The organism is Halomonas sp. NyZ770 (assembly GCF_020616575.1).
GTDB lineage: Bacteria > Pseudomonadota > Gammaproteobacteria > Pseudomonadales > Halomonadaceae > Vreelandella > Vreelandella hamiltonii.
The window spans coordinates 2346812-2369882 of sequence record NZ_CP085143.1; the positions used below are offsets into that span (position 1 = coordinate 2346812).

Genomic DNA, 23071 nt, shown 5'->3' on the forward strand with positions numbered 1-23071 from the left:
CCCGATATGTAGTATTTTTACATAAACAAGAATCACGATTGGAGCCCCCTCTGATCTGAAACAACGATGTAAAAACAAATAGGACCGCCCGTTATGTTTCAACTCACCCGCAGCGTTACCTGGCAGGCCCTAGAGCGCCTGCGCGATCAAACCGCCAACGACCGTATTCGCGACTATTTTTCCCACGACCCGAAGCGCTTCGAAAAAATGAGCCTGCGCGTCGGAGGCCTTTTTCTGGACTACTCCAAGCATCAGGTGTCTGATGCGGTACTGGCCAAGCTGATCGAACTGGCCGACCACTCGGCCCTGGTACAGCGCCGCGCTCAGATGTTCTCCGGCGACATCATCAACGTCACCGAAAACCGCCCGGTGCTGCACACCGCGCTACGCCATCTGGGCGACGAGCCGGTCTACGTGGACGGCGAAGACGTGATGCCCGAAATCACCCGCACCCGCGAGCAGATCAAGGTGTTCTCCGAGGCGGTGCGTAACGGCGAGTGGAAAGGCTACAACGGCCAGCGTATCAAAGACGTGGTCAATATCGGCATTGGCGGCTCGGACCTGGGCCCCAACATGGCGGTGCGGGCGCTGCTGAAATACCGGCATCCGGAGCTACACTTTCACTTCGTGTCCAACGTGGACGGCACTCACATTCAGAAAGTGCTCTCACGGCTCGACCCCGCGACCACGCTGTTCATCGTTTCTACCAAGACCTTCTCCACTCAGGAAACCCTGCTCAACGCCAAGACTGCGCGGCGCTGGTTCCTGGAGAACGCCGGGGAAGACGCCGACGTGGGGGCGCACTTCATTGCCGCCTCCACCAACCGCAAAGCGGCCATGGAGTTCGGCATTCGTGAAGAGAACGTATTCGAATTCTGGGCCTGGGTGGGCGGCCGCTACTCCATGTGGTCTTCCATTGGCCTGCCCATTGCGCTCTCGATTGGCTTCGAAGGCTTTATCGAGCTGCTGGAAGGCGCCCACGAGATGGACCGCCACTTCATCGAAGCGCCGTTCGCCCAGAATATGCCCGTATTGATGGCGCTGATCGGCATTTGGTACATCAACTTCATTGGCGCCGAAACCCAGGCCATCGTGCCCTACGACCAGGCGCTGAACCAGCTGCCCTCTTTCCTGCAGCAGCTGGACATGGAGTCCAACGGCAAGTCGGTGGATATTTTCGGCCACCCGGTGAATTACAAAACCGGCCCCATCGTGTGGGGGCAAACCGGCTCCAACGGCCAGCACGCGTTCTTCCAGCTGCTGCACCAGGGCACCCGCTACGTGCCCATCGACTTCATCGCTTCGCTCAAGCCGGAGCCGGGCGTGGAAGACCACCACTTTGCCCTGCTCACCAACATGCTGGCCCAGGCCAACGCCTTCATGGAAGGCAGCCAGGGCGACAGCAAAGAACTGAGCCAACTGGACCCCTACAGCTGCCCCGGCAACCGCCCTTCCAGCACGCTGCTGCTGGACGAGCTGACGCCGAAAAACCTCGGCGCGCTGATTGCGCTGTATGAGCACAAGGTGTTCGTTCAAGGGGTGATCTGGAACATCAACTCCTTCGACCAGTGGGGCGTGCAGCTCGGCAAACGCATTGCCGGTGAGATCAGCGAGCGCATCGACGCCAACGCCGCCGACTTCGACGCCTCCACCCAGGGCCTGCTGGAACTCGTCCGCGCCCACTTCCCGGGCACCGCACACCGCACAGACCCCGAAGCCGGAGACAAAAAGCCCGCTCGCAAGAAGCGGTAGGCTTATGGCTCAGTAAGCAAAGCGCCTCGGCAACCTGCCCAGGCGCTTTCGCAATGGCTCGTCTCATGTTTTACAAGGTGTGAACGTCATGCAGCATCTACAACAGGCAATCCAACGCTGCTCCCGCGTGGCGGTATACGGCACGTTAAAGCACGGTCATCGCAATCATCATTGGCTGGGCGGCGCAGACATGCTGGGCCAGGACTGCTTAACGTCGATTACGCTTTACGACCTGGGCCCCTACCCCGGCGCCAAGCTCATGCCCTCCACAGGCGTTTTGGTGGAAGTGTATGCCATTGATGCCGAGCGGCTAGCCCGGCTCGATGAGCTGGAAGATTACCTGCACCACTCTCCGACAGAGGGGATGTACGACCGGACGGTGCTGGCGACCTCTCATGGCGATGCCTGGTGCTACCTCTACAACCCCGCCGTCGAGGAAGCATCGCTCATTCGCCGCGGCGAGTGGTAAACCGCGCCAGCGCTCCTTGCGTATCCACGATCTGCGCATACTCCCCCGCCAGATTGGCCAGCGACATGGCGTGCACCTCATTGGCAGTACGCTTCGTGCCCGCATAATCGCACTTGGCAAACGTAAACGTCGCGTCGCTCACGACCCAGGTATCGAAACCGAGATTGCCTGCGGTGCGCGCCGTGGCTTCCACCGAGTTGCTGGTGCTCACCCCAACCACCACAAGATCACGGATGCCCCGAACGTGCAACCAGCGCTCCAGGCCTGAGTGAACGAACGCGTCCGGCACGTTCTTCTCGACCACATGCTCGGAGGGCAAGGGCGCTAGCGCTGGCTGAAACAGGACGCCGCTCTGCCCGGGCCAAAACGGTGAGCCAGGTGAGCGCGAGATATGTCGCACATGTACGACCACCCCGGCAGCTTGCCGCCAGGCCATCAATAGGCGCTGAATATTGGCCTCTGCCTCCGGGTTATTGCGTGCTCCCGCGTCAGGCGTCGCCATGCCCTGCTGCATGTCGATAATGATCAACGCCACTGCTGGGCTGGCTTCATGGTGTTTCATGGTGACTTTCTCATATGGGCAATAGCAGTCAGTTTACGTTGCCCAGTGGTATTTCCCAACGGCATCGAGCAGTTGATGGCCTACCGGTGCCCCCTACTTGCAGAGCATGACAAACACCCTATACTGTATGGATACACATACCTTAGGTAGCTCAGCGCGAGGCTCCTGATGACGGCCCATAACCTTCCCCGATCCGCCGTGCATAAAGGTCGCGGTGCCACTTACGCCCCCCATAACCGTTTTTCACCGACCCACAGCGTCATGGAGGACGATGGCTGGTGGCAAGAGGAAGCTCGCCCATCGCTGGCTACCGAAGTGCGCGAAGAGCCCAGCAAAAGCGCGCTCTCCTGGAACCGCTCACCCGATCTGCCCTTTGACCGCTCCCTGAACCCTTATCGTGGCTGCGAACATGGCTGCGTGTATTGCTATGCCCGCCCTTCCCACGCCTATTGGGACCTGTCGCCGGGGCTCGATTTTGAAACCCGACTGATCGCCCGCAGCGGCCTGGTCGAGCACCTAAAACAGGAGCTTTGCCATCCGCAGTATGTCTGCCGCCCTATCAACCTGTCTGGCAACACCGACTGCTACCAGCCGCTGGAAGCCACTTACCAGACGACCCGGCGCCTGCTGGAGCTGCTGCTGGCCTGTCGCCACCCGGTCACCCTAGTGACCAAGAGCACGCTGGTCCTTCGCGACCTGGACCTGCTGGCGGAAATGGCGGAGCATCGTTTGGTACGGGTGTTCGTCAGCCTGACCAGCCTGGACGCCAACCTCAAGCGCACGCTGGAGCCTCGGGCGGCATCGCCCCAGGCACGCTTGAAAGCCATTCGCGAGCTGAACACGGCAGGCATACCGGTAGGCACGCTGGTGTCACCGATCATCCCGGGACTCACCGACCATGAAATCGAGCGCATCCTCGAAGCGGCCAGCCGGGCGGGGGCGCGTACCGCGACCTGGATGCTGCTGCGACTGCCCCATGAAGTCGCCCCTCTGTTCGAAGCCTGGCTGAACGCCCATTACCCGGAACGTGCCGCCAAGGTCATGAGCTTGATGCGCCAGTGTCGAGGCGGCCAGAACTACGATGCACGGTTTGGTAAGCGCTTTCGTGGGGAAGGGGTTTTTGCCGACCTGATCGCCCAGCGTTTCCAACGCGCCAGCCGTCAATGGAACATGCAATCGCGCACCGAGCAGGGCTTGAACACCCGTGACTTTCGGCCACCGCGGGCACAGGGGGATTTATTTGATTAGACTGCTGGAGTACACATCACCAAGAAGACGCCCTCGCTATGTCGCTCAGTAAAACAAAATCCAGCTTTTACCGCCGCCTATACGTGGCCCACTTGATCGAACAAGGCATTTCCAGCGTGCCTGCGCTGATGGAAGCCACCGGCATGCCCAGGCGCACGGCTCAGGATACCATCGCCTCGCTGAGCGAACTGGACATCGAGTGCGTGTTCGAAAAAGGCGACGGCGAGCGCCATAACATCGGCCACTACGTCATCAAGCAGTGGGGCGCGATCGATCCGCGCTGGGTGGCGCAACATGCTCAGCGGCTGGGTGAGGCGTTGGGCTACCGTGAGTAGGCCAAGGCGCATCGGGCTCGGCCCAGGTCAGCCTCGCGGCGTTGAGTGTGACGCTGAGGGAACTGGCGGCCATGGCCAGCACAGCAATCAGCGGGGGAATGGCCATGGTGACCACCAACCCCAGCGCCAGAGTGTTATAGAGCGCCGATAACAGCAGGTTCTGGACCATGATGCGACGCGTTCGCTGCGCAACCCTCAACAGCCTGGCGACCCCCGCAATACCGGGAGACAGCAGCTGAGCAGCGGCCCCTTCCCGGGCAGCGTCGCTGGCGTGCAGCGGGGCCACGCCCACCGCTGCTGCTGCCAGGCTCAGCGTGTCGTTGACCCCATCGCCCACGTACAGCGTGGGCGATGGCAGCGCCTCCAGCAAACGTGCCTTGGCCTCCGGGGAGCGCTGGGCATAGCACGCTTCCCGCGATAGACCAACACGCTGGCCCAGCCACTGCACCGGGCCCTGGCGATCTCCGCTGATCAGCGCCAGCACGTAACCGGCGCTCTGCAGCTGGGCAAGCGTGGCCTGGGCATCCGGCACGGGCTGGTCGGCCAGGTACAGGGTGGCCAGCCATCCTTGCTCATCCGCCACCAGCACCTCGGATGCAAAGCCATATGCCGGGTGCTTTGCATCGGCGGGGATCTCCTTGCCCTGCTGGGCCAGCCACGCGTTACTGCCCAGCCACCAGGTGTGGCCATCGGCGAATGTGATGGTTTGCCCGGCCCCCGGCGTTTCATGAACCTCCACCTGATCCCGCGAGGTGCCGCTTGCCCAGTGGCGCAGTCCGTTCGCCAGCGGGTGTTCACTCTGCCTGACTGCCACGGCCAACTGTAGGCGAAACCCTGCGTCGTCAGCCCCCTCGCGCAGCATCGCGTGCAGCACGCGATGCTGCCCCTGGGTCAAAGTACCGGTCTTGTCGAACGCCACCGAGCGCACCTTGGCCAACACTTCCAGCGCGGCAGGGTCGCGCAGCGCAATACCCTGCTGGGTGGCCTGGCTGCTGCCCGCCAGGCTTGCCAGCGGCACGGCCAGACCCACGGCGCAGGGGCAGGCCACCACCAGCACCGAGAGCGCGCGCACGCTCGCCTCGTCCCACCCCACGCCCATCAGCCAGGCAATGGGCAGAGTCACTGCCGCCAACACCAGCGCGGCGGGGCTCAGCCAGGCGGCAAACCGTTCGGCCAGGGTGTGCAGCTCGCCTTTTTGCGTTTGAAAGCGACGCATCTGGTCACACAGTTTGTCCATTCGCCGCTGGCCCGCCGTGGCGGTCACGGTCAGTTCCAGCGAGCCGCCCTGCCCACCGCGGCCCATAAAACGACAGCCTGCATACACTGGCTGCCCGGCACCCACGAAGCGCGGCTGGCTTTCACCGGACAGCGTGGCGGTGTCCAGCCAGCCGTCGGTCTCCAGGGTGCCATCCAGCGGCACCGTGTCGCCTGGGGCAACGGCAATTTGCTGGCCCAGCGTGACCTCCTCGATGGCGGTTTCCTGAACCTGCCCCTGATGCAGCACCTGCACCGACGTATCGGGCAGCGCCAGCGCATCGAAGGCTTTCAAGCCCCGCTGACGACACAGCGTTTCGACCAGCCGCCCCACCAATAGCAGGACGATCAGCATCACCGCCGTATCGAAATAGACCTCTACCGAGCCACGCCACAAAAGGCCCAGCGATACCACTACGGCGCCCAGCACGCCCAGGCTCACCAGCACGTCCATGCCGGGCCGCCTTGCCCGCAGTGTGCGCCAGCCCGCCCGGTAGAAAGGCAGCCCGGCATAGCTCACCACGGGAATCGCAAAGGCACCCGACACCCAGGCCAGCACGCTCTCCAGCGCGGCCGTGGGCATGGCCCCAGCGTAGATCAGCAGCGAGGCCAGCATGGTCCACATGCCAAACACCGAGCCGACGATCAAGCGCAGGGTCAAGTAACGGCTTTCCTGCTCCAGCCGGGCATGGGCGTCCTGCAGGTCTTCCAACGGCGCCAGCCGATAGCCCAGCCGCGCCACGTTAGGCGCCAGTGCGTCCAGCGCCGTGGCATCGGGCTCACCCTTCACCCACACGGTGGCGGTCGGGTAGTGAACGCTGGCATCGAGCACGCCCGGCTGCTGTTTGAGCGCTCCTTCCACCGCCAGCGCACAGCTGGTGCACCACATGCCGTGCAGCGTATACAGCGGTGCTTCCAGGCCGTCGGGTTGGGCCGCGTGCGTGGCCGATGCGTCGCTCAAGGTCACGTTACACGCAAGGCGGAATGCCTATGATCGGCAGCGCCACGAACACCACGCTGAGCGCGGAGAACAGATACAACCCCGCCGAGACCACGGCATTGAACCGGGCGCGCCCCTGGTGGTGCTGACCTGCTTGCCAGCACCACCAGGTAAGCGCCGCCAGCAGCGCGGTCGTGACGAGACTCAGCAGCAGCATCCAGCCATTGAGCAGCGTGAACACGCCACGCTCCGTGGCGGGAGCCGCCACCTCGCAGGCCACGGCGTGGCCTCCATAGACGGCGATGAACCAGATGCACCATACTGTCAGGCCCACCACGAAGTGGATGGGATGCGTCAACCTCAAGCGCTCGAGTAAAGGTGACATGGCCTCAACCTCCAATGACGCGGGGCAACACAGCGAGCGAGCCCACCAGGATCCAGAACACCACGGCGTTGTAGCGCCACAGCTGTACCACCACGGCAGGTTCGAACGGCGCGTGGGCCCCCACGTAGCCGTAGCGCACCCGCAGCGCCTGCATGACCGTCAGCACGACCGCCAGCCCGCCGTGGAACAGGGCATAAATCAGGCCCAACAGCAGCACGGCATCGTGGGTGGTCTCGGTGGGAGCCAAATCGGCGGCCAGCATCACCCAGGTGGTCACGGCCACCTGCACAGCCCCCAGCGTACCGGCCAGATAGAAGCCGCTGGCAAGCCCGGCATCCTGCTGGCGGCGCAGTCCGCGAATCATTTTGACCATCACGATGTAGCCCGCCGTCATGGCCAGAGCCGCTACCACCAGCCCCACCAACGACAGTGGCGATGTGTCGGGCATGCTCCACTCCGGGGAGACGGTCCACAGATAGAACCAGCCAAACAGGTACGAGAGGAAGAACGAGCCGTTGGCAATCAGGAAGGTGCCCATGGCCCACACACCCGGGCCATCCATGGTGCGAGAGTGCAGCGGCGGGTCACCGGGTGACACATCGGCATCCGGCGAGGCCTTGGGATGCGCGCCGTTCTCCCAGGACCAGCGCAGCAGGAACACCCCGGCAATCAGCACGAAGACACCGGCCAGTGCATAGACCCGCACCAGCAGGCTGATACACACCACCGCCAGCGCCATGGCAGCAAACAGCGGCCACCAGGAGTTACCCGGCAGGTGAATGATTTCACGCACCTTGCCGGAGATAGGGTCAGTGCCCCACATCTCACGCCGCCCGTGGGTGGCCACCGCCAGCGAGTGCTTCCCTTCTGCCATGGTGACAGGCAGGTTGGGGTCATCCCACAGGGGGTGACGGGTTTCGATCTTGGGCAGGCTGACGAAGTTGTAGGCACTGGGCGGCATGGTGTTGGCCCACTCCAGCGTATCGGCGTTCCAGGGGTTCTGCTTGGCGGGTTTGCCAAAGCGGAAGTGCAGCGCAATATCCAGCAGCACCATGGCAATACCGGCAGACATGACGAAGCTGCTGACCGACGAAAGCAGGTTGTAGATATCCCAGCCCATGCCGGTATCGTAGGTGTAGACCCGGCGCGGCATCCCCAGAAGCCCGGTCCAGTGCATGATCAGGAAGGTGCCGTTGAAGCCCAGGAACGTCAGCCAGAACCCCCAGCGGCCCAGGTTCTCAGAGGGCATGCGCCCGGAAAACAGCGGCAGCCAGTAGTAGAGCCCGGCAATCAGCGGGAAGAACATGCCCCCCACCAGCACGTAGTGCATGTGCGCCACCACGAAGTGGGTATCGTGCACCTGCCAGTTGAACGGCACCAGCGCCAGCATGACCCCGGTCAAGCCACCGCAGACAAAGATGATCAGAAAGCCCAGCACCCACAGCATGGGCAGCTTCATTTTGGGCTTGCCCAGCCATAGCGTGGCCAGCCACACGAACACCTGAATGGCCGTGGGCACTGCCACCAGCATACTGGCCGCCGAGAAGAAGGCTTGCGCCAGCTGGGGAATGCCCACGGTGAACATGTGGTGAACCCACAGGCCGAAGCTGATGAACCCCGTGACGATAATGGCAAAGACTACCCAGCCATAGCCCACGATGGGCCTTCCGGCAAAGACTGGAATCAGCGTCGAAATGATCCCCGCCGCCGGCAGGAAGATAATGTAGACCTCAGGGTGCCCGAACAGCCAGAACAGGTGTTGCCACAGAATCGGATCGCCACCACTGGCCACTTCGAAAAACGGCATGCCGACGGCGCGCTCCAGTTCCAGCATGACACTGGCCAGAATCAGCGGCGGAAAGCCCACCACGATCATCAGCGCCATGGCGAGGATGTACCAGGCAAACAGCGGCATTTTATGCAGCGCCATGCCCTGGGTACGGGTGCGCAAGATGGAGACGACGATTTCCACCCCGGCAGAAAGCGCCGAGATTTCCACGAAAGTAATCCCCAACAGCCAGAAATCAGGACCGAGGTCAGGGGAAAACTCGCTGCTGCTGAGCGGGGTATACATGAACCAGCCGCTGGAAGGAGCGATTTCCATAATCAGGCTGGAGGTCAGAATGATGCCGCCAAACAGGTAGCACCAGTAGCCCAGCGAGGTCAGCCGGGGGCACACCAGGTCCCGCGCGCCGATCATCTTGGGGATCATGTAGATCGCCAAGCCCTCCAGCATGGGGATGGCGAACAGGAACATCATGACCGTGCCGTGCATGGTCGTGACCTGATTGTAGATATCCGGCGACATGAAATCCTGATCGGGCATGGCCAGCTGGGTACGCACCAGCATGGCCAGGATGCCGCCGATCAGGAAAAACACCATCCCGGTGATCATGAAGCGCAGGCCCAGCGTCGTATGGTTGACGATGGTCAGTGCCTTCAATCCCTTGGGGTTGCCCCAGATATCGTGCAGGTCTTCGTGGAGCTGCTTCGGGTCCTGCTCAACGGCTTTTTGACTAACGCTACTCATGGGTTCAAGGTCTCCAACCAAGCACCCAGGCTGTCCAGGGTGTCCGTGTCGATATCATCGTGGGACGGCATCAGATTACCGGGCTTCAGCGTCTGATGATGCTGCAGCCATTGGCTGATGGCGCCATCGTCCATGGCCATCACGCCAGCGCCCAGCGTCGCTCGGCTGCCCACGTCGGAAAGGTCGGGCCCCAGCGTGCCACCACTGACCCCGGCCACCGTATGGCAGCTGGCACAGTGGGTCATGAACGCGCTGCGCGCCTCGTCATCGGCGGCATTGGCCGTAGCCGCTGCTGCCAGCGCGTCCTGCTGGCGCTCGGCCAGCCAGGCGTCGTACTCTTCCCGGGGCAGGGCTTCGACGAACAGGTGCATATGGGCATGCCCGATGCCACACAGCTCGGCGCACTGGGCACCGAAGACGGCAGGAATGTCTGCCTGCAGGCGAATACGGTTTTCCCGGCCGGGAATCATGTCGACCTTGCCGCCCAGGCGCGGAATCCAGAAGCCATGGATGACGTCGGCGCCGGTCACGTGGAAGTCCACCGGCTCGCCGACCGGCATCACCAGATGGTTAGCGGTGACCACCTCGCCGCCTTCGGCATTGGGGTAGCGCACTTCGAACCACCACTGGTGGCCGATGACTTCGATCACCTCGCCGGGTTCGCCAATGGCCAGCATGCGCTGACCGGCGGGCACGCCAAAGGCGAGCAGCGCCACGATGCTGGCCACGGGCAGCAGGATACCGCCGCCCAGAATCCAGTGGCGAGCCACCTTGCGCTCCTGGGAAGGCGTGCGGGTGACGTCCCTGGGCTTGAAGGCAAACAGCCATAACGCCGTGATGACCGCCAGCACCACGGTGCTGAAGGTCAACATGATCCACCAAATCAGGGCAACATCTCGTGCAGCCTGCCCAGCGGGGTCTAGAATGGACTTATCGCCCGCACAGCCAGCGGTCAACAGGGCCAGTCCGAGAACCGCCAAAATGGCTATCCGGTTGACCCGCCGACCCGTAACGCGTTGAATGTTGGGCGAGGCTATATTGCTGTTGCGTTCCCTCATATGCTGTTTCCCTTTAGTCTGCCCACAGGAAGTGACCATGGCGCCAACTCCCCAACGTTCGATCAAAAGCCGAGCCTCTTTGGCTGGCCACCCGCTGCACCCCGTAATGATTCACTTCCCCGTTGCTGCCCTGATGGCCCTGGTGGCAAGCGACCTGGCCTACTGGTATACCGAAGACCCCTTCTGGATGCGCAGCGGCCTGTGGCTGGCGGGCGTCGGTGCCTTTGGCGGCTGGGTCGCCTCGATAGCCGGCATCATCGATCTGGTCACGGTGTCGCGCATTCGGCGTCTGATTACCGGCTGGAGCCACGCCATCGTGGCGGTGGTGATGCTCTCGCTGGCGTCGTTCAACTGGCTGCTGCGCTTCAACGAGCCCGACGCGATCCTGCCCTGGGGGCTGGCGGTATCGCTGCTGACCGGAGGACTGATTGCGCTGGCCGGCTGGCTGGGCGGCCAACTGGTTTATGAACACGCCGTGGGCGTGGATGTCGACTGACCACCTGCTCATGGGCATCGGCTAACTCCAATCAAGTGGTTTGGCCAGCACGAAGCCCAGTACGGCCAGAATACCCGCCACTGCCAGCAACAGCGCCAGCAGGTTGGCGGGTTTCACACCGCGATAGATGCCCATTTCCAGACGTAGAATCAGCCAGCCAAAACAGCCATGGGCAGCCACCATGGCGACCACCGCAGCCAGCTTGAAGATCAGCCACCCACCCATTAGCCCGTGAAGCAGGAACAGCAGCGTGCCCGACGCAATGGCCAGCAGCGCGGCAGGGGTGGCAACGGAGTTGTAGAAGTAGCGCGGCATGGGCGGTGAGCCCTGCGCAAATCCAGCGTCCTTGCGCAGCTGAAGGGCGTGACTCAGCAGCGCAGGTAAGTAAAGCAGCGAACCGCACCAGATAACCAGTGCGGCAATGTGAAGCAATTTTAGCCAGGGCATTGCGGCTTCCTTGCGTTGCATTGGGCAGGGGGAGAAATAACTCCGTTAACCTTAGACAACACTGGCCACTCTGGCTAGGCGTTTAGCTAACGATAATCTCGTAACCCGTGAATTTACGAAGATTTATCACGCCGGTATCGAGTATCAGGTACTGCCCTTTCACGCCCTGCAAGACACCCTCTACCTGTGGCTGCTTATCGAAATTGTGCGACACCACCTTGCGTGGAAAAGCCTCCACCGGGTAGTGGAAGTGGTAAGGCGTTTCATCCAGTTCACGAATGGCATCCTCACCGTGCACCTGGCGCAGTTGCGCCAGCCCATCGGCCAATACGCTCAACAGACGGTCTCGCTCTGCACACAGGTCCAGCGTGGCTACCTCGCCTTTCAACATGGCCCGCCAGTTGGTGCGGTCGGCGACCTGCTCCTTGAACAGCATTTCGATCATGCCGGACTGCTGCCGCGTATCGACCTCCAGAATGGGCAGCGCCTGAATGGCCCCTTGATCCAGCCAGCGGGTGGGCATCTGGGTTTTGCGGGTGATGCCCACCTTCAGCCCCGAGGAGTTGGCAAGATAAACGATATGGGGCTGGAAACAGTGGGCCTCGCCCCACTCGGGCTCGCGGCAGGTGCCCTGGTAGTAGTGGCAGGTTTCCGGCTTCATGATGCAGGTATCGCACTGGGCCAAGCGCTTGAAACACGGGTAGCAATACCCCTGAGCAAAGCTCTTGTTGGTGGCGCGCCCGCAGTGAGTGCAGGCAATGGCCCCGCTCCAGTGCAGGCGTATGAACGACCCTACCCGCTCGTTCAGGCCAACCCGATGCTCCCCGGCACGCAGGTGGTACACCACCTCGGCATCCTTGCGGCCTGGCACACTGGCCGCCATTTTCTGCAGACACCCCTGCACCGGCGTAGCATCGGTGGCAAACAAATCATCAGTCACGGGTGGCATCCCGAGCCAGGCCTGCCATTTCCGGGCTGACGCCCGCCCCCGTGGCACCCGCCCCACAGGTGCGGCGCTCCAGGTAACCCACCCGATTGGCTTCGGGCACGTTGTTTTCCATTTCATAGCGCATCACCGCCTCCAGGCAGAGCTCGGTCTGCTCGGCGGTCAGGCGACGTCCATCCGGCCACTTGCGCAGGGCAACCGCCTGCTTGAGGCTTTCATAGATGGTGGGCGTCATTTGATGAATCATCTTGTCGAACGTCATGTCACTCACGGTCAGCACCTCTTTTGCGGGTTGCTCAAAGCTTTTTGAAGCGGGAAGAATAATACCAGCCGGTTGCCAGCCCCACGAGCAGGCCACCCAAATGCGCCTCGTTGGCAACGTTGCCAAAGCCCACGGTGCCTGCAATGCCGGTCATGGTAAAGACCATCCAGCCCAGCATGAAGACCACCAGCATTTGCGGCACGAAAAAACCGCTGCCTGGGGCACGCCGGGACATCAGCCACACATGCGCCAGCAGCGCATAGACGACCCCGGACATGCCGCCAAACAGCACCGTGCCGGTCATGTACTGGGCAAGGTTGGCACCAATGCCCGCCAGCAACAGCAATAGCAGCATTGTTTTGCTGCCCTGGCGCCGTTCGATCTGCTGGCCGAAATACCACACCCACATCAGGTTGAAGATCAGGTGCATCCAGCCAAAGTGGAGAAAAGCCGGTGACAGCAGGCGCCACACCTGACCACTGAGCAAGGTATCGGGCAGCGAACCGTAGACCAGTTGCCCCCCAGAGACACCCACCGGCACGATGGTCAAAGAGACGATCAACAGGTCGCCCCAGATCCCGGTCAATGCAAATACGGCCAGACTGATCAGAATCATCAGCGCCGTCACCGGTACTTGTCGCAGAGTCGCGACCAGCCCTTGGGTGGGCAGCGAGCGCTTGGGTGGCGCAGCGTCGCTGATCAGCTCGTCGCCTCGCTCCCAGCGAGCCACCAGGGCACGGAGCTCATCGTATTGGCGCGGGTCAGCCACCCAGAGGAGCTGGCCGTCTTCTTCATCGGTGATGCGATGGCCTATCCGGTAATGCCATAGGGCCTTGCGCAGCGCTTGAGTGTCTGCATCGGGGGGCAAGAGCATGACGGGGTGCATGACATCTTCCTTTTAACCAGTGGTCATGACGCTTACGCGCACGTTTGCCATCGGATACGCAAAAAAATCCGGCGGAGGGGGCCGCCGGATAAAAGCAAGGGATCATTCAAGGGAACACTTACTCTGATAGCCGGCAGCAGGGTTAGTTCAGCAGTTTTGCAAAAATTATGTAACCAACTGTAATAATTGCTCAAAAGGGTCAATCAAAATCGATCTCCCAGGGCTTGGGCAATGCCCGCTCTTCTCTAGGCACTTGAATCCAGACGAAATGATCGGCATTCAACTGGCGTTCACCGCTCCAGCGATAGGCCACCAGCCGACCAAATTTTACCGCACTGTAGTCCAGGCAAGCGATATTGGCGGCGGGCAAGGCGGGAATGCCCTCGCACCAGTAGTGGCCGATGAACAGCGGCGGCTGCTCCGGGCCGTAATAGCTGAGCCGCTCGCGCTCCTGCAGCGTCAATGGCCGCGTCTCCAGGTCGCCCGGCAGGTTATCCGGCTGGAATACCACATCACCCCACTGCTGCGGGTTGGCCGACCAGAAGTGCGCGCGAAAGGTCTGCCGGGTAAAGCCGTCGCCCGAGTGGATGGCCACGCCCTCCGGTAGCCGAATGTGCGGGCCACGGGTCAGGCGGTCGAGAATTCGGAACGCTTGGGTCGAGGGGTCGGTGGACTCCACCAGAAAGCGGTCGTCCAGTTGGGCAGACAGGGAGCGCTGGCGAAGCTGGCGAATCAGCTCGTCGTCCCAACAGGCGTGCACCACCCGGATACCGTCCAGTTCCAGGCACAGCGGAATGGTCTTGAACCAGGCCAGGGTATCTTCCCACTCGTTGGTATGGTCACGATACTGGTCGAGGGTATCCTGAATGATGCGATTATGGCGCGGCGTATGCTCGCGCAGCCAGCGCTTGGCGCTGCCCGGCGGGGCCGGGTGCATATAGGCCAGGGCGTTGTATTCATGATTGCCCATGACGATATGCGCCTCGCCCTCCTCGACCATGCGCCGCGCGATGGACACCGCCAGCCGAATGCGTGGGCCGCGATCGATCAGATCCCCCAGGAAGATCACCTTGCGGCGCGGGTGGCGATACACGCCCTTGCGCTGATGGTAGCCAAGCTTCTCCAGCAGCGAGGCCAGGGTGGCACCGCAGCCGTGGACATCACCAATGAGATCGTACCCCTCCATGTCAATCTCCTAGCCGATGGCTCCAACCGAGTTTGCTGCGCAGCACTTCATAGAAGTTATGCCCCAAGGGGTGTACCAGTTGAACGCGCTCCGGTTTGCGGGTAATCACCAGCACATCGTCGGGCTTGGCCACCGCGCGGGTTTGCCCGTCGCAACTGATATGCGGGTAGGTCTGGTTGGTTTCGCCGATGTGTATACGAATCTCGCTGGCGGCATCGATCACGATCGGACGGCTGGAGAGGGTATGCGGGAACATGGGCACCAGCGTGACCACATCCAGCTTGGGGTGCATGATGGGGCCCCCACCGGAAAGCGCATAGGCCGTCGAGCCAGTCGGGGTAGCGACGATCAACCCATCGCTGCGCTGGCTGTAGACGAACTGGCCATCGATGAACAGCTCGAATTCGATCATGCGAACCGCTTTGCCAGGGTGCACGACGACTTCGTTGAGCGCTTCGCCGTTACCCACCGCCACGCCATTGCGGTACAGCACGGCATCCAGCAGAAAGCGCTCTTCTATTTCGAACTCGCCTGCCAGCACCTCCCCCACGCGCTGCTCCAGCTCGTCGGGGGAGATATCGGTCAGGAAGCCGAGCCGCCCGCGGTTGACGCCCAGAATCAGCGTGCCACTGCGGCACAGGGTACGGGCCGCGCCCAGCAAGCTACCGTCGCCGCCCACCACGATGACCAGATCGCACAGCTCGCCCAGCATGCGACGACTGGCTTCCGGCTGGCCATGATGCGGCAGCGCGGTGGCGGTACGGTCCTCGATCAGCACCTTGTAACCATGGCCAACCAGGTAATCCACCAAGCGCTGGAGCGAGTCCAGCACCTTGTCGCTGCCCAGGCGGCCAATCAGGCCAATGGTCTTGAACGGCGGCGTGGCTGGACGCTGGCGCCCGACGGCGGTTTGTGAGGTTGAGGTATGAGACATGGGCGACTCTCGCTGGCATCAGCCCACATTATGGGGAGTCACGGGGTATCGGGCAAATCCGACGGCGTGGCGATACCCCCTGCCACGCCGTAAAATCAGCAGCTTGGGTCAGGCCAGGGCAACCTTGCGGCGCTGCAGCCACCAGTGGTTGAGCCACAGAGACGCCCCCATGATGGCCGCGCCCAGCAACAGCTTGCCCAAGTCTGCATCGCGGTTCCAGATGACCAGGTTGACCACCAGCCCGGCAGGCACCAGCGCGTTGTTCATGATGGCCAGGGTGCCCGCATCCACCCGGGTGGCGCCCTGGTTCCAGGCGAAGTAGCCCACCCCGGAAGCCACCAGGCCCAACCACGCCAGTACGCCCCACTGCACCGGAGTGCTGGGTAGCGCTGACACGTTGCCGAACAGCAGGAAGGCCGGCAGCGCCACCAGCATGGCGCCGATGAAGAACCAGCCAAACACGTTGTGCCAGGCCAGGGTGGGCGGCAGGTCTGCCGCTAGACGCCGATAGCCCACCTGACCAATCGCAAAGCACAGGTTGGCCCCTTGAACGACCAGAAAGCCCAGCCAGAAGCCGCTGTCGATGCCGTCGTAGCGGATCACCCCGGCACCCAGCACCGCCAGCAGCGCAGTGACCAGATAAATGGGCGTGAATCGCTTGAACATCAGGTCATCCAGCAGGGCGATATACACGGGGGTGAAAATGGTGAACAGCAGAACTTCCGGCACCGACAGCAGCAGGAAGGATTGGTAGAAGAAGGTGTACATGACGCCCAGCTGAATGGCGCCCAGCGCCATCAGTGCCAGCCGCTGCTTACCCTGCAGCAGGCCCGGCCGTAGAAACGGCAGGAACACCAGCATGGCGAGTGCCACCCTGATCAAAACGGCAAAGTAGCTGTCCACCTGCCCCGCCAGGTAGACGCCGATCAAGGAGAAAGAGAAAGCCCAAAGCGCCGTGACACCGACCAGATAGCTCATCAGTAAACCCCGAAAAACATAAAAGTTGACGGAGATTATACGCAGTTATCGTTGGCTGCCAATGGCCACGGCGAGGAAATCAGCGCTCAGTGCGATGCTGGCCAAGCCAGCGCCAGGCGTAGATCACCCCAGGTATCCAACCCAGCAGGGTCAGGAGCGTCGCCGTGGCCACCCGCTGCCCGCCGCCATCGGTCAGCCCCACCGCCAAAGGCGGCAGCAATATGGCCAGCGCGCGATAGGCCAGGCGCAAGGCGGCCGGTTCCTGCATGGCGGGCTGCCCCGGTGATGCCTGCGATGCGTTCAATGACGCAGGCTGCGCCACCGCTGGCGGCGTGTAGTGCCCTACCGGGTCCGGGGCATGGGCTGGCGTGTTTGTGGCCTGCGTAGCCGGGGCCTTCGCCCCTGACGCTTCGGCCTTCTCCTGAGCGCGGGCCAGCGCTTTGCGGTGCGCTTCCTTGTTGATTTTCTGCTCCAGGGTCTCGACGCCTTCGGTCAGGTCATCGTGAAAACGCTCCCAGTCTTCCCAGTCATGGGGCGTACCCGCCTTGGGGCGCTGGTTACCGGAGCCGCGCGCCCGCTCCCAGGCTTTCTCTTCCAGGGTATTGGGGCGCTCCGGCTCTCGCTCCAGACCGACTCCCTTGCGGTTGAGGTATTCACGTGCGTCCATAAAAGCTCCTGACTACGTCGCTGACGATTCGACCATGGTCAACCGTTGAATGTCTGAAGTATGGGGGCAAGGCAGGGCAAGTTAAATCTCCTACAGTAAAAGAGTTGGCCGTGCCTGGCGGCCACTGCGTCACGCTCGAGGAGACTGCCCATGAACAACAAGATTCCGGATACCGTACGCGATATCATGTCCCGCGATTGCTACCGCGTCTCGGGGGAGACGTCCATCACCAATCTGGCGCAAGGCCTGGCGCTGCATCGCCTGCCCGGCGCACCGGTCGTCGATGCAGCCGACCGGCTGATCGGCTTCATTTCCGAACAGGACGTGCTTGGCCGCGTACTGGACAGCATATACCATGACGACGAAGCCCCACTGGTCAAAGAGCTGATGCGCCAGGATGTGCTGACCGCGTCGCCCAACCAGAGCATCACCGACCTGGCTCAGGAGATGCTGGGCAAGAAGCCCAAGATCTATCCGGTGGTCGAACAACAGCGGTTGATCGGCATCGTTACCCGTCGCGACATCCTGATCGCCCTGTTGACCATTCGACGTCATTGAACCGACATTTTCTTCATCGCAAAAAAAACCGCTGCTTTAAAAAGCAGCGGAAGCAAGGGATCGAAAACAATAGCCAGAACAACACTATTAGCGACTGCCATCGCGATGTTGCCTGTACACTATCAGACACTGCCCAGAGGAAAAGTTCGCACAAAGGTCAAAATTTTCGTCTTCCCCAAGGGACGCGTATACTAGCCACTCCTCTCTCACCGCGACACAGGGAGCGTGACATGGCACTTTATTTACTGGTCTTTGGCGTTTGCGTCGTGGTGATTGGCGGCGTGCTGTTGGCGCTGATGACCGCCAGCACACCGCGCTACCGCACCGAGCCTCAGGATCTGATCGCCCTTTTCGACAAAGCCCTGGCCAGTCAGGTGAGCGAAACCGAGTGGAACACCATCATTGGTTACCCCATTCGTCATGACGAATATCTGGATAACATACGCCGTCGCGCCTCGCACTTGATGGATAGCCACGGCAGACGCTGGCAGATCGCCCAAGGCAAACCGCTGCTCAACGCCACCGGGCAGGAAGAGCTTCAGGCCCTGCGCGATCATCTGGCGGCCCATACCGCGCTACGCCAGCGTTAGCCTTGCATCGTCGAGGAGACCTTCATGCCCAGCACCATTCGCCAAATCCCGCTGGAGAGCGCTACCCGCCACCACGCCCATGACTTTCATCAGATCGTCATTACTCTGTGCGGCTCGTCCGAGTTCGAGATCGAGGGACTGGGCGGACGCGTCAATGCGTTTTCAGGCTGTATCGTGCCCGCCAATCACGAGCATTACTACTCCGGCAGCGGCCATAACCGCCAGCTGATTCTGGACCTGCCGGAAGACGCCCCCGCACTGACGGGAGAGCATCGCGAGCTGGTGGCGCTGTTCGATGCGCCGCGTTTTTTTGCGCTGGACAGCGCATTACGCCACTACCTGACCTTCGTCGAAAGCGAGCTGGCCCGAGGATTCGACAATTCGGCCACCTCCTTTCAACAGGACCGTCTGGCCGCGACGCTGCTGGGGTCGTTGAAAGCCCGCCTGGGGGCAGAGCCATCCGCTGCCCAACGGCGCATCGACCTGCACCAGATCGACCGTTTCATTCGCCGCCATCTGGCCGACGAGCTGCGCGTTGCCGACCTGGCCAAGCTGGCCTGCCTGAGCGAGGCCCACTTCTCGGAACGCTTCCGTGCCCAGACAGGCTTGTCGCCTTGGCAATACGTGCGTCGACAGCGCCTGCACGCCGCTCGGCAGCTGATTCTGCAAAGCCGCCTGCCTTTGACCGATATTGCCATCCAGACCGGCTTTGCCAACCAGAGCGCGCTCTCTCATGCCTTTCGGAGCAGTTACGGCGCGTCGCCTCGCCAGTTGCGCCAGGGCACTGCCAGCGCCACCCTCCCCACGACCAATGGAACGCCGAGCACTGCCTCTGCTGCTGCTCCCTCACGCTAGGCTCGGTTCGGCTGGCACAGGCCGGCATTCCCCTATGATGGCCCGGCAGCGTTGAGAGCGGTGCTGGCAAGTCGTCAACCGCTCTACTAAAGTCGTAACCAGGCGCTTCTTGCCGAGAATTTGACACGTTTTGCCATGAAAACGACATACAACTGACGGGCGCGCGCTCTACATTCGACAACATACTGGGCGCCTGCCCTGCTATCACTGTTTTTAAACGCTGGTGAATCCAGCCATTCGCTTCAGCAGCCTGTTTCAGACCTGTCTTACGGGGGCCTCAATGCTTAATGCCAAGAAAATGCGTGACCCAGCCATCTGGCAAACCGACCTTGATACGCTGATGGCGCGTATTAGCGACCACTACATCGTGGATGAGGATGCCTACGTCAGCGAGCTGATCAAGTTACTGAACGCCGACTCGGACGACTTCTCCCGCATCGAAGCCAACACGGCCGCGCTGGTGCGAGAAGTACGCAATATGGATACCGCCGTCGATACCATCGACGAGCTGCTTCAGCAGTACAGCCTGGACACCCATGAAGGCCTGATGCTGATGTGCCTGGCCGAAGCCATGCTGCGCATCCCGGACACCGCCACCGCCGACGCCTTGATCGAAGACAAGCTGGGCCCGGCCGACTGGCAGTCCCACGTGGGCAAGAGCGAGTCCTGGATGGTCAACGCCTCGACCTGGGGCCTGCTGATGACCGGCAAGGTACTGAAGCTGGACCACCCCAAAGAGGGCCAGCCTGCTCACTTCATCAATCGCATGGTCAACCGTATGGGTGAGCCGGTGATTCGCCGGGCGATGATGGAAGCCATGAAAATCATGGGCAAGCAATTCGTGCTGGGCCGCGATATCAACGAAGCGCTCAAGCGCTCGAAGCCGCTGTTCAACAAGGGCTACACCTACTCCTACGACATGCTGGGGGAAGCCGCCCGCACCCGCGCCGATGCCAAGCGCTACTTCGACGACTACGCCCGTGCCATCGAGCAGGTGGGCAAAGCCTGCAAGACCCTGGGCGACAAGACCCCTGCACCTTCAGTGTCCATCAAGCTGTCGGCCCTGCATCCGCGCTATGAGTTTGGCCGTCGCGAGCAGGTGCTGGCCGAGCTGGTGGACACCGTGATCAAGCTGGTCACCAAGGCGCGCGAGCTGGACGTGGCCGTCACCATCGACGCCGAAGAGGTAGACCGCCTGGAGCTCTCGCTGGAGGTCTTCCGCGCCATTTACCAAAGCAGTGCTGCCAAGGGATGGGGCCACTTCGGCCTGGTGGTGCAAGCCTACTCGAAGCGTGCGCTGCCCGTGCTGCACTACCTGAACCGACTGGCCGACCAGCAAGGCGACGAAATTCCGCTGCGCCTGGTGAAGGGCGCCTACTGGGACAGCGAGATCAAGGAGTCGCAGCAGTTGGGGGTCGATGGCTACCCGGTCTACACGCGCAAAGCGTGTACCGATGTGGCCTACCTGGCTTGCGCCCAGTTCCTGCTCTCCGACGACACTCGCGGGCGCATCTTCCCGCAGTTCGCCACCCACAACGCGCATACCGTGACCACGATTCTGGAGCTGGCCAACCAGGACAGCCGCCCGTTCGAATTCCAGCGCCTGCACGGCATGGGCGAAGCGCTGTATGACGCCGCCCTGGCGCGCGCCCCCAAAGGCACCTACTGCCGCATTTATGCCCCGGTGGGCGCTCACAAGGACTTGCTGCCCTACCTGGTGCGTCGCCTGCTGGAAAACGGCGCCAACTCCTCGTTCGTGCACCAGATCGTCGACCCCGAAGTGCCGGTGGAGTCGCTCTGCAAGCACCCCATCGAAACCCTGCGCCAGCAGAAGAGCTTCTACAACAAGCGGATTCCGCTGCCCAAGGACATCTACGGTGCGAAACGCCGCAACTCTCGTGGCGTCAACCTCAATATCCGCAGCCAGTACTATCCGCTGATGGAGAAAATGGCCACGTTCATGGACAAGCAGTACCCCACCCGGCCGCTGCTGGCGTTCGACGTGGCCGAAGATGCGGGCAATACCCATCGCGTGACATCGCCCTTTGACCGTCGCCAGACCGTGGGCAGCGTGCAGTGGACCAGCAAGGAGCAGGCGGCCAAGGCACTGGACGCTGCCTGGGAAGCGTTCCCGCGCTGGGATGCCACGCCGGTTGCCGAGCGCGCGGCCATCGTTCGCCGCCTGGGCGATCTGATGGAAGAGCACATGGCCGAGCTGATGACGCTCTGCTCCCGGGAGGGTGGCAAACTGCTCACCGACGGCGTGGACGAGATCAAGGAAGCCGTGGATTTCTGCCGCTATTACGCCATGCGCGCCGAAGAGTCGTTCGGCGAGCCCATCGAGCTGCCTGGCCCCACCGGTGAATCGAACCGGCTATCCATGGGCGGCAAGGGCGTGTTTGCCGCCATCAGCCCCTGGAACTTCCCGGTAGCCATTTTCTGCGGTCAGATCGTCGCAGCCGCCGTGGCAGGCAACACCGTGCTGGCCAAGCCCGCCGAGCAGACCTCCATCGTCGCGCATCGCGTCATCGAGCTGCTTTACGAAGCGGGCATGCCCCGCGATGTAGTGCAGCTGCTGCCGGGCGACGGCCCCACCGTAGGCAGCGTGCTGACCTCCGACCCGCGCATCACCGGCGTGGTGTTCACCGGCGGCACCGATACGGCTCAGATCATCAACCGCGCCCTGGCCGCCCGCGAAAACGCGCCGCTGCCAACCCTGATCGCGGAAACCGGCGGCATGAACGCCATGATCGTGGACTCCACCGCCCTGCCCGAGCAGGTGGTCATGGACACGATCCAGTCAGCGTTCCAGAGCGCCGGGCAGCGCTGTTCTGCCCTGCGTGTGCTTTACCTGCAGGATGACGTGGCCGACCGCGTCATCGAGATCCTCAAGGGAGCCATGAGCGAACTGCGGATCGGTGATCCGCGCGATTTGGGCACCGACGTGGGCCCGGTCATCGATGAGGACGCGCGCAAAGGGCTGCTGGCACATATCGACAAGCTCAAGGGCGAGAACCGGCTGGTCGCCGAAACCCCGATGACCGCCGAGCACACACAGCACGGCACTTTCGTGGCCCCGGTCGCCTTTACCATCGACAGCATCGATGCGCTGACCCGCGAGCAGTTTGGCCCCGTGCTGCACATCGTGCGTTACAAGGCCCGCGAGATCGACAAGGTGATCAACGACATCAACGGTCGGGGATATGGCCTGACGTTTGGCGTGCATAGCCGTAACGAATCCTTTGCCGCTGAAATAGCGCAGAAAATTCGAGTAGGCAATGTGTACATCAACCGTAATATCATCGGCGCAGTGGTCGGCGTGCAGCCATTCGGCGGTCAGGGCCTTTCGGGCACCGGCCCCAAAGCGGGTGGCCCGCATTACCTGCAGCGCTTCGTGACTGAGAAGACGATCACCAACAACACCGCCGCCCTGGGTGGCAACGCGTCGCTATTGGCGCTAGGGGATGAGTAGAACGCTCATCGACATAAACTAACCTGAACTCCTGAAAAGGATCCGTCTCATGGTTGACAATAATAGCGTGACTGCCTGCGCTGCCACGGCCCTCCCAGGCCGTGCACCAGGCACAGGGAACTCGACATCGATACTCCGCCATACCCTTTCCGGCGCCCTGCTTGATGGCTCGAGCCGTGGCCAGCCACTGGCCACGCCGAACCGGCAGGGAAATTAACAACAAGATCAACGCGCTTTGGCCACGCACCGCCAAGGCGCTGA

22 protein-coding genes are annotated in these 23071 nt (G+C 62.1%); 9 read left to right on the plus strand and 13 right to left on the minus strand.

Features of this window, described 5'->3' with window-relative positions; all coding sequences use genetic code 11:
• Positions 1 to 93 precede the first annotated feature (93 nt).
• Positions 94 to 1752, plus strand: a complete 1659-nt coding sequence (gene pgi / locus LG409_RS10800; RefSeq protein ID WP_081135071.1) for a glucose-6-phosphate isomerase — start codon at positions 94 to 96, stop codon at positions 1750 to 1752.
• 88 nt (positions 1753 to 1840) lie between these two features.
• Positions 1841 to 2221 carry a gamma-glutamylcyclotransferase family protein gene (locus LG409_RS10805; RefSeq protein WP_227406638.1) on the plus strand — a complete coding sequence of 127 codons (381 nt, stop codon included), beginning with the start codon at positions 1841 to 1843 and terminating at the stop codon, positions 2219 to 2221.
• On the opposite strand, the gene LG409_RS10810 is transcribed toward LG409_RS10805, so the two are convergent.
• Positions 2199 to 2783, minus strand: a complete 585-nt coding sequence (locus LG409_RS10810) for a cysteine hydrolase family protein (protein ID WP_227406639.1) — start codon at positions 2781 to 2783, stop codon at positions 2199 to 2201. The two genes, LG409_RS10805 and LG409_RS10810, sit on opposite strands and share 23 nt — an antisense overlap.
• Positions 2784 to 2951: 168 nt before the next feature.
• Here LG409_RS10810 and LG409_RS10815 point away from each other — a divergent pair, with 168 nt between their 5' ends.
• Both LG409_RS10815 and LG409_RS10820 read left to right on the plus strand, forming a co-directional pair.
• A complete protein-coding gene (locus tag LG409_RS10815; RefSeq protein ID WP_227406640.1) occupies positions 2952 to 4031 on the plus strand; it encodes a PA0069 family radical SAM protein in 1080 nt (359 codons plus the stop codon).
• A 38-nt stretch (positions 4032 to 4069) separates the two neighbouring features.
• Positions 4070 to 4366: a winged helix-turn-helix domain-containing protein gene (locus tag LG409_RS10820; protein ID WP_081135084.1), complete on the plus strand. Its 297-nt coding sequence runs from the start codon at positions 4070 to 4072 to the stop codon at positions 4364 to 4366.
• On the opposite strand, the gene LG409_RS10825 is transcribed toward LG409_RS10820, so the two are convergent.
• Genes LG409_RS10825 through coxB form a run of 4 tightly spaced genes read right to left on the minus strand, consistent with a single transcriptional unit; the run spans position 4284 to position 10533 of the window.
• Positions 4284 to 6587: a heavy metal translocating P-type ATPase gene (locus LG409_RS10825; RefSeq protein WP_446719068.1), complete on the minus strand. Its 2304-nt coding sequence runs from the start codon at positions 6585 to 6587 to the stop codon at positions 4284 to 4286. The genes LG409_RS10820 and LG409_RS10825 overlap by 83 nt on opposite strands.
• Position 6588: 1 nt before the next feature.
• Positions 6589 to 6945 carry a hypothetical protein gene (locus LG409_RS10830; protein ID WP_039179486.1) on the minus strand — a complete coding sequence of 119 codons (357 nt, stop codon included), beginning with the start codon at positions 6943 to 6945 and terminating at the stop codon, positions 6589 to 6591.
• A gap of 4 nt (positions 6946 to 6949) precedes the next feature.
• A complete protein-coding gene (gene ctaD / locus LG409_RS10835) occupies positions 6950 to 9475 on the minus strand; it encodes a cytochrome c oxidase subunit I (RefSeq protein ID WP_227406641.1) in 2526 nt (841 codons plus the stop codon).
• Positions 9472 to 10533 (minus strand): cytochrome c oxidase subunit II, encoded by a 1062-nt coding sequence (gene coxB / locus LG409_RS10840; RefSeq protein ID WP_039179480.1) that lies wholly within the window; start codon positions 10531 to 10533, stop codon positions 9472 to 9474. Before coxB ends, ctaD begins: the two co-directional genes overlap by 4 nt.
• Before the next feature lie 37 nt (positions 10534 to 10570).
• Here coxB and LG409_RS10845 point away from each other — a divergent pair, with 37 nt between their 5' ends.
• Positions 10571 to 11029 (plus strand): DUF2231 domain-containing protein, encoded by a 459-nt coding sequence (locus LG409_RS10845; RefSeq protein WP_016914243.1) that lies wholly within the window; start codon positions 10571 to 10573, stop codon positions 11027 to 11029.
• Positions 11030 to 11050: 21 nt separating this feature from the next.
• Here LG409_RS10845 and LG409_RS10850 read toward each other — a convergent pair whose 3' ends face one another.
• The 8 genes from LG409_RS10850 to LG409_RS10885 all read right to left on the minus strand — a co-directional run bounded on the left by LG409_RS10850 (position 11051) and on the right by LG409_RS10885 (position 17335).
• On the minus strand, positions 11051 to 11476 hold the full coding sequence (locus tag LG409_RS10850) for a CopD family protein (RefSeq protein WP_039179477.1): 426 nt from the start codon (positions 11474 to 11476) through the stop codon (positions 11051 to 11053).
• 82 nt (positions 11477 to 11558) lie between these two features.
• Entirely contained in the window at positions 11559 to 12425 is an 867-nt protein-coding gene (locus tag LG409_RS10855) for a DUF2797 domain-containing protein (RefSeq protein ID WP_227406643.1), read from the minus strand.
• A complete protein-coding gene (locus tag LG409_RS10860) occupies positions 12409 to 12693 on the minus strand; it encodes a YeaC family protein (protein WP_026001740.1) in 285 nt (94 codons plus the stop codon). The genes LG409_RS10855 and LG409_RS10860 overlap by 17 nt, the downstream gene beginning before the upstream one ends.
• Before the next feature lie 25 nt (positions 12694 to 12718).
• Positions 12719 to 13570: a rhomboid family intramembrane serine protease gene (locus tag LG409_RS10865; protein WP_189463388.1), complete on the minus strand. Its 852-nt coding sequence runs from the start codon at positions 13568 to 13570 to the stop codon at positions 12719 to 12721.
• A gap of 199 nt (positions 13571 to 13769) precedes the next feature.
• Positions 13770 to 14756 carry a metallophosphoesterase gene (locus tag LG409_RS10870; RefSeq protein WP_227406644.1) on the minus strand — a complete coding sequence of 329 codons (987 nt, stop codon included), beginning with the start codon at positions 14754 to 14756 and terminating at the stop codon, positions 13770 to 13772.
• Position 14757: 1 nt separating this feature from the next.
• Entirely contained in the window at positions 14758 to 15690 is a 933-nt protein-coding gene (locus LG409_RS10875) for an NAD(+) kinase (RefSeq protein ID WP_227406645.1), read from the minus strand.
• 108 nt (positions 15691 to 15798) lie between these two features.
• Positions 15799 to 16668: a carboxylate/amino acid/amine transporter gene (locus LG409_RS10880; protein ID WP_096922732.1), complete on the minus strand. Its 870-nt coding sequence runs from the start codon at positions 16666 to 16668 to the stop codon at positions 15799 to 15801.
• Between the two features lie 79 nt (positions 16669 to 16747).
• Positions 16748 to 17335 carry a YqaE/Pmp3 family membrane protein gene (locus LG409_RS10885; RefSeq protein WP_227406646.1) on the minus strand — a complete coding sequence of 196 codons (588 nt, stop codon included), beginning with the start codon at positions 17333 to 17335 and terminating at the stop codon, positions 16748 to 16750.
• A gap of 150 nt (positions 17336 to 17485) precedes the next feature.
• On the opposite strand from LG409_RS10885, the gene LG409_RS10890 reads away from it, so the two are divergent.
• From LG409_RS10890 to putA, 4 genes are all read left to right on the plus strand, one after another.
• Positions 17486 to 17893 (plus strand): CBS domain-containing protein, encoded by a 408-nt coding sequence (locus tag LG409_RS10890; protein WP_096922730.1) that lies wholly within the window; start codon positions 17486 to 17488, stop codon positions 17891 to 17893.
• Positions 17894 to 18123: 230 nt separating this feature from the next.
• Positions 18124 to 18483 carry a hypothetical protein gene (locus LG409_RS10895; protein ID WP_039179455.1) on the plus strand — a complete coding sequence of 120 codons (360 nt, stop codon included), beginning with the start codon at positions 18124 to 18126 and terminating at the stop codon, positions 18481 to 18483.
• Between the two features lie 24 nt (positions 18484 to 18507).
• Positions 18508 to 19338: an AraC family transcriptional regulator gene (locus LG409_RS10900; protein WP_039179452.1), complete on the plus strand. Its 831-nt coding sequence runs from the start codon at positions 18508 to 18510 to the stop codon at positions 19336 to 19338.
• Between the two features lie 280 nt (positions 19339 to 19618).
• A complete protein-coding gene (gene putA / locus LG409_RS10905) occupies positions 19619 to 22810 on the plus strand; it encodes a bifunctional proline dehydrogenase/L-glutamate gamma-semialdehyde dehydrogenase PutA (protein WP_227406647.1) in 3192 nt (1063 codons plus the stop codon).
• Positions 22811 to 23071 lie beyond the last annotated feature (261 nt).

Bases quoted from the DNA above. Each gene is read 5' to 3' on its own strand.
- pgi (WP_081135071.1), top strand. From the start codon at position 94: ATGTTTCAACTCACCCGCAGCGTTACCTGGCAGGCCCTAGAGCGCCTG.
- LG409_RS10805 (WP_227406638.1), top strand. From the start codon at position 1,841: ATGCAGCATCTACAACAGGCAATCCAACGCTGCTCCCGCGTGGCGGTA.
- LG409_RS10810 (WP_227406639.1), bottom strand. From the start codon at position 2,783: ATGAAACACCATGAAGCCAGCCCAGCAGTGGCGTTGATCATTATCGAC.
- LG409_RS10815 (WP_227406640.1), top strand. From the start codon at position 2,952: ATGACGGCCCATAACCTTCCCCGATCCGCCGTGCATAAAGGTCGCGGT.
- LG409_RS10820 (WP_081135084.1), top strand. From the start codon at position 4,070: ATGTCGCTCAGTAAAACAAAATCCAGCTTTTACCGCCGCCTATACGTG.
- LG409_RS10830 (WP_039179486.1), bottom strand. From the start codon at position 6,945: ATGTCACCTTTACTCGAGCGCTTGAGGTTGACGCATCCCATCCACTTC.
- ctaD (WP_227406641.1), bottom strand. From the start codon at position 9,475: ATGAGTAGCGTTAGTCAAAAAGCCGTTGAGCAGGACCCGAAGCAGCTC.
- coxB (WP_039179480.1), bottom strand. From the start codon at position 10,533: ATGAGGGAACGCAACAGCAATATAGCCTCGCCCAACATTCAACGCGTT.
- LG409_RS10845 (WP_016914243.1), top strand. From the start codon at position 10,571: ATGGCGCCAACTCCCCAACGTTCGATCAAAAGCCGAGCCTCTTTGGCT.
- LG409_RS10850 (WP_039179477.1), bottom strand. From the start codon at position 11,476: ATGCCCTGGCTAAAATTGCTTCACATTGCCGCACTGGTTATCTGGTGC.
- LG409_RS10855 (WP_227406643.1), bottom strand. From the start codon at position 12,425: ATGCCACCCGTGACTGATGATTTGTTTGCCACCGATGCTACGCCGGTG.
- LG409_RS10865 (WP_189463388.1), bottom strand. From the start codon at position 13,570: ATGCACCCCGTCATGCTCTTGCCCCCCGATGCAGACACTCAAGCGCTG.
- LG409_RS10870 (WP_227406644.1), bottom strand. From the start codon at position 14,756: ATGGAGGGGTACGATCTCATTGGTGATGTCCACGGCTGCGGTGCCACC.
- LG409_RS10875 (WP_227406645.1), bottom strand. From the start codon at position 15,690: ATGTCTCATACCTCAACCTCACAAACCGCCGTCGGGCGCCAGCGTCCA.
- LG409_RS10880 (WP_096922732.1), bottom strand. From the start codon at position 16,668: ATGAGCTATCTGGTCGGTGTCACGGCGCTTTGGGCTTTCTCTTTCTCC.
- LG409_RS10885 (WP_227406646.1), bottom strand. From the start codon at position 17,335: ATGGACGCACGTGAATACCTCAACCGCAAGGGAGTCGGTCTGGAGCGA.
- LG409_RS10890 (WP_096922730.1), top strand. From the start codon at position 17,486: ATGAACAACAAGATTCCGGATACCGTACGCGATATCATGTCCCGCGAT.
- LG409_RS10895 (WP_039179455.1), top strand. From the start codon at position 18,124: ATGGCACTTTATTTACTGGTCTTTGGCGTTTGCGTCGTGGTGATTGGC.
- LG409_RS10900 (WP_039179452.1), top strand. From the start codon at position 18,508: ATGCCCAGCACCATTCGCCAAATCCCGCTGGAGAGCGCTACCCGCCAC.
- putA (WP_227406647.1), top strand. From the start codon at position 19,619: ATGCTTAATGCCAAGAAAATGCGTGACCCAGCCATCTGGCAAACCGAC.